This is a genomic window from Hydrocoleum sp. CS-953 (assembly GCF_002260545.1).
GTDB lineage: Bacteria > Cyanobacteriota > Cyanobacteriia > Cyanobacteriales > Microcoleaceae > Trichodesmium.
In genome coordinates, this window is record NZ_LGSU01000691.1 from 1 (window position 1) to 4,247 (window position 4,247).

At 31.8% G+C, this 4,247-nt stretch carries 2 protein-coding genes and 1 pseudogene; 2 read left to right on the forward strand and 1 reads right to left on the reverse strand.

Annotated features, from left to right (window positions below):
* Window positions 1-114: 114 nt before the first annotated feature.
* Both AFK68_RS07950 and AFK68_RS44525 read left to right on the forward strand, forming a co-directional pair.
* Window positions 115-1,443, forward strand: a complete 1,329-nt coding sequence (locus AFK68_RS07950; RefSeq protein ID WP_210407288.1) for a hypothetical protein — start codon at window positions 115-117, stop codon at window positions 1,441-1,443.
* Window positions 1,418-1,514, forward strand: a pseudogene (locus AFK68_RS44525) (GH116 family glycosyl-hydrolase); the annotation flags it as partial. The gene AFK68_RS07950 and the pseudogene AFK68_RS44525, both read left to right, overlap by 26 nt.
* Window positions 1,515-3,033: 1,519 nt before the next feature.
* Here AFK68_RS44525 and AFK68_RS07965 read toward each other — a convergent pair.
* Window positions 3,034-4,185 carry a hypothetical protein gene (locus AFK68_RS07965; RefSeq protein WP_094672283.1) on the reverse strand — a complete coding sequence of 384 codons (1,152 nt, stop codon included), beginning with the start codon at window positions 4,183-4,185 and terminating at the stop codon, window positions 3,034-3,036.
* Between the last annotated feature and the right edge of the window lie 62 nt (window positions 4,186-4,247).

Here is a 4,247-nt window from a genome sequence, read left to right on the forward strand (position 1 = left end):
ATAATTACCTTTTTGCTGATTTGAGACAATTTAATCTTTGATTATCCTTATTTTTACTTCTCCCGTAAGGACGTTTCGCTTCGCAAACAAAAAGCGCGCCGAAAATAATAAAATATGTCAAATCCTTTAATATCCAAATCAAAAATCACTAGATTTTTATTGATATTACATCAAAATTTAATCAATCGAAGCTGGATATTTTGGTTGGGTTTAAGTATAGCAGTTGTATTAATTTATGGTATTGAATATCTAAAAGCAGCCTTTGAAACTAACTATATAATCCAAGATGACGCACGCCAACATATATTTTGGATGCGTCGTTTTTTAGATTCGGAATTATTTCCTGAAGACTTAATTGCTGACTATTTTCAGTCAGTAGCACCTTGGGGTTATAAAACTTTTTATTGGTTAATAACATCTCTAGGCATCGACCCAATTTTTTTAGGTAAATTATTACCAATATTTCTGGGATTAATTTCTACAATTTACTGCTTTGGAGTAAGTTTACAAATTTTGCCAATTCCCGCTGTTGGATTTTTTAGTTCATTGATTTTAAATCAAACTTTATGGATGGAAGATGACTTAGTTTCTGCCACCCCTAGAGCATTTTTCTATCCACTTTTTTTAGCCTTCTTATATTACTTACTCCGAGGTGTCTTATTTCCTGTTTTGGTAGCGATCGCTCTCCAAGCAGTTTTTTATCCCCACACAGTTTTACTATCACTAACCATCCTAACTATCCGACTATTCGACTACCATCAAAAGCGGTTAAAATTTACCTCAATTAAATTAAACTATTGGCTTTGGTTAGGAGGAATCATAACTGCTGCAATAATACTTTTACCATACAAATTAACTGCTACAGAATTCGGACCAATTATTACTACTACCGCAGCCAAAATACAACCTATTTTCAATTATGCTGATGGTAGATATGGCAGAGCATTCTTTTTTCATAATAATCCTTTAGTTTTTTGGCTGACAGGACCGAGGAGTGGTATCTTATTTTTAGGATTATTTTCACCAATAGCTATAGCTTCATTACTATTACCTTTTCTACTCAAAAAAGAAAAGTTTCCTCTAGCAAAACAAGTTTCTGAAAAAGTAGGAATATTAACTCAAATTTTCATAGCATCGGTTGGATTATTTTTCCTAGCTCATATCTTTTTATTTCAACTTCATTTTCCCAACAGATATATTTATCATAGTATGCGAGTGATGATGGCAATAGCTGCTGGTATTGCCTTAATAATTTGGTTGGATAATTATTTGAAGCAAATTATTTCTCAGCTAGAAAATGGTTTTAATTTCTCACATAAAATATTTCTCGGATGTACAACTCTATTATTAGTAACATTAAGTATTATTCCTTTTTCTCCAGACCTAACCATAGATAATCAATCCTATATTTTTCGGCCAATTTTTTCCAATTTGGGCGGGTAACTATCAAGAAACCAGTTACCCGATCGCCATATTTGAATGGATTGCTCATAATCCTACAGATGAACCAATTANAAGCAAATTATTTCTCAGCTAGAAAATGGTTTTAATTTCTCACATAAAATATTTCTCGGATGTACAACTCTATTATTAGTAACATTAAGTATTATTCCTTTTTCTCCAGACCTAACCATAGATAATCAATCCTATATTAAAGGCAAAGAAACAGAATTATATGAATATTTATTAGCACAACCTAAAGATACATTAATTGCCTCCATATCCAAAGAATCAAATAATATTCCTAGTTTTGCTCAACGTTCGACATTAGTAGCACAAGAATACAGCTTACCTTATCATACAGGATACTATAGTCAATTTAGTCAAAGAGCCATTGATTTAATTCAGGCTCAATATACTCCTAACCCAGAAGAAGTTAATAATTTTATTCAGAATTATGGGATTAATTTTTGGTTGCTCGATCTAACCGCTTATGATTCTAGATATGTAGCCGATAAAGAATTAATTCGTCAGTATAAATTAACAGATTCAATTGTTTATCAACTAGAGCAAAATTTTATCCCTGCTTTATCAACTACTATGGAAATTTGTACTGTATTAACCAGTAAACGTATAGCATTATTACCAACATCATGTATTAAAAATGAATTGATGAAATTGAGAAATAATAATCCTGAAAATCCTCAAAATATGTGATTGAAATTATCTTTGATTTTATGGGTTGAATACCCCACTATCACTCCTGGTTTCTAAAATTGCTTGAATTTTAAATCTCCATCGACTTTTTCCTTCTTCCTTATGTATTAAAAATGAGTTGATAAAATTGAGAAATAATAATCCTGAAAATCCTCAAAATATGTGATTGAAATTATCTTTGATTTTATGGGTTGAATACCCCATGATCACTCCTGGTTTCTAAAATTGCTTAGGGTTTAATACCATTTCTTAAAAATGTTGCTATGTTTAATTAGGTGGGGTAGGGATTTTGCATACAACCTCCGTATGGGAGTGTGGCAGGTGGTGGGAAGGGACGTTGCACCCAACGTCCGTACACATAAGAATAATTAACATTAACTGGCTAATAATTATCCAAGAATTCTTGGTTGCCTGTATTAATTAGTTAATAACTGAAGTTTTACCCAAGTACAGCATTTATTTTGATAATTGGTATAAGTACCCTATCAAGCAGTAGGGTTCATATAAGACCAAAACTCATAAACTATGGAAGCATTTAGATAAGTTTTTCAGACTATATAACTTTCAAAAAAATCTGTAACTGAGTTGTATTAAATCAAGCTATAGACTCATATACTTTCCTTCTTATTTCTACAAAAAATCCTTAACTGAACTGTATTTACCCATAAACTTCCTTCTTCTTACTTCTTACCGAATTATTAATTATTAATTATTAATTATTAAATAATTCAGGTTTAAAGCCTCCCCTTGGATAGGGGAAAAAAGTGCTAGGATATTTCCTCATCTTCAATCAAGAGCGGTTTTAACCAGAGGTAATTATCAATTATCAATTATCCATTATCCATTATCCATTAATGAATTATTCCTTCTTCCTTCCTAAAAAGGGTTATGCCAACGCTGGTTATATCCGCGATTATAAAAACTATTATTACGCCTGGAAAAAGGATTATTTGAAGGAGGTTGTGGTAAGCTTTGATTTACCTGATTAGAGTTTACTCCATAATAATATTGTTGTTGTTGATTTTGGGGATATCCTTGATTGTTGTAATAGTTAGGCACTCCCCAATTATTAACTCTATTTACCCTATTTTGATTATTGGCAAAACTACTAGATACTGCTGGTAATGGGGGAAGATTTAGATTAGTAGTTTGTCTTGGAGGAAAATAATTAGACCTTGGTAAATTGGTTGGATTATTTATTTGATTTCTTCCACCTGATAAATCTGTATAGTAAGGTTTTGGAGGAGTAACATTTATAGTTGAAAAAGGCACACTATAATTGCTTCTTTCCTGAGATTTAGGAATATTAGATGTTGGTCTATTCAAAATAGAAGAAGGTTTAATATCCCTTGGTTTGATTTGAGTTGGGTAGAGGTTAATATTATTTGTTTGAGACTGATAATTTGAGGGAGATTCAGATTTACCTTTGGAACCCAGGTACTCATCCATAGCATTCTGTAGGGTATTGACAGGTTTTTCTGTTTTTTCCTCCTGGTTTGTTTGGTCGAATAAATTCATACTGCGTAATAGGGGAGCAGTAGATAATTTGGTCTTTGGCAGTTGATTTGTAGAAGGCAAATTATTAGTTTGCGCTCTCTCGTAAATATTAATTTTCGGCAGAGGGTTAGCTAAATCTTCTTCAAGTTTTGTCAGATTTTTCTGCCTAGCAGATGTATTTTTGGTTTCTCTTTGAGACCTATCTAATAAATTTTTCTGAAAATTTGGTAGAAGATTAATTTGCAGTTGTTGAGCATTTTTTAACTCTTCCATTAAAACTGAAGAATTGCCAATATCGCTTATAATAGAAACTTCTTCAGGAGATAAATTTTCAGTGATAGTATTGCCGTCTGATACTAAATTATCATCATCTTCAATGGTTAACCATTCCGGATTAACTGATAATTCCCAAGCAAATAATAACACTAGAGAAGCTACACCAATCGGTCCCCAAACTAAAGGTTTTGTCAAATGACTAAATCTGGCTCGAAAATAGCGTATAGATTTAGGTAATCTTTTCTTATCAGACATTATGTTTTGTTCCTTACATTTATTATTTTTTAACTGTATTAGTCTGTTCTTCAGTTATAGTA

Excerpts from the sequence above, each read along its gene's own strand:
- AFK68_RS07965 (WP_094672283.1), bottom strand. The coding sequence starts at position 4,185 with ATGTCTGATAAGAAAAGATTACCTAAATCTATACGCTATTTTCGAGCC.
- AFK68_RS07950 (WP_210407288.1), top strand. The coding sequence starts at position 115 with ATGTCAAATCCTTTAATATCCAAATCAAAAATCACTAGATTTTTATTG.